At 38.8% G+C, this 1,211-nt stretch carries 1 protein-coding gene; it reads right to left on the bottom strand.

Translation table 11 applies throughout. The features are described 5' to 3' along the window. Positions 1 to 13 precede the first annotated feature (13 nt). On the bottom strand, positions 14 to 1,165 hold the full coding sequence (locus ACESQI_RS24095) for an ISAs1 family transposase (RefSeq protein ID WP_195351286.1): 1,152 nt from the start codon (positions 1,163 to 1,165) through the stop codon (positions 14 to 16). Positions 1,166 to 1,211 lie beyond the last annotated feature (46 nt).

The following is a 1,211-nucleotide window of genomic DNA, read 5'->3' as shown; positions in this document are numbered from 1 at the left end:
CAGGGCCGACGCATTAAAATGCGCTGTCCTGTAAAAGTGTTGACAGGTATTTTTCATCCCATCCTGCTTTCAGCCTTTTGAGATTCATGCTTCCTTTTGTGACTTTATCATTCTTCAAAATGGTGAGCGCCATTTTTGTAACTGCCGAGAAATTTCTTGCTGCATTCTGCACTTTCTTGCTGTAGTCTTCCCTGAAGGTAACATCCAGTTGCCAATGCAGATTGTTTTCAATGGACCAATGCTGTCTAATGGCATTGGCTATTTCCTCCGGGTTAGTATTTTCAAGTGAAGTTATATAATACCTCGTTTTTTCAGAACGTTCCCCCGTTGCCAAAATTATCCTTTCGGATTTCATGCCCACTATTGACCTCAATCCCGCAAATTTGTCCTTAAACATCGGCTCCATGACCGGACCATAACTGACTACAGTACAGACTCTTGTTTCAATCCTTCCATGTCCTGTACTTTCGCTGGTATGCCGGGTAACCCTATTGAGAATCACATTTCTGTTTTCATACCCATCAATTATTTTCTTGGCTAATTCATAACTGCTCTTTTGATTTTTCTTTAAAGCTATTATATAGTTTGAATTCCGTTCAATAATGGCTTTTGTTATTTCCAACTGACAGCCCATGGCATCAATAGTGACGATACAATCATCCAGATCCAAGGCATGGATTAGCAGAGGAACAGCTGTGATTTCATTACTTTTATCATCCACTTTTACCTGACCCAGAGAAATACCGTTAGCTGCGGACCATGCTGAAACCATCCAGAGCTTAAAGCCTTCTTTGCCGGTAGTATGTTCATCATTACATTTGCTAGGACCACGCATTAGTTTTCCATCGATGGCTACAACACCTTTAATCTCCTGACACACTTGTTTCACCCAATTGCGGAAAATCAACTCAAAATAGGATGGTTTTATAATGCTGAAGAAACGATTAAAAGTATCATGGCTGGGGATAACTTCTAAATCGGGTATTCTACTTTTAAAAAAATCGAATTTAGCATGGCCAAATTCTTCAATCTCATTCCAAGACTGAGCACCACAGATGACAGCAGCAATGGATACATATATGATCGTTTCCATTTTATGTAACTTTTTACGATCCATCCGAGGGTCCTCTATTTGCTTACAAATGTCAATTATACCTATTTTCATGTCAATTACTGTTTAATATTACCATGTAAATATACGAAATATAAAC

Origin of the sequence: Bacteroides sp. HPS0048 (genome assembly GCF_964240755.1) — a bacterium.
Lineage (GTDB): Bacteria > Bacteroidota > Bacteroidia > Bacteroidales > Bacteroidaceae > Bacteroides > Bacteroides nordii.
This window is presented reverse-complemented; position numbering and strand designations above follow the sequence as displayed.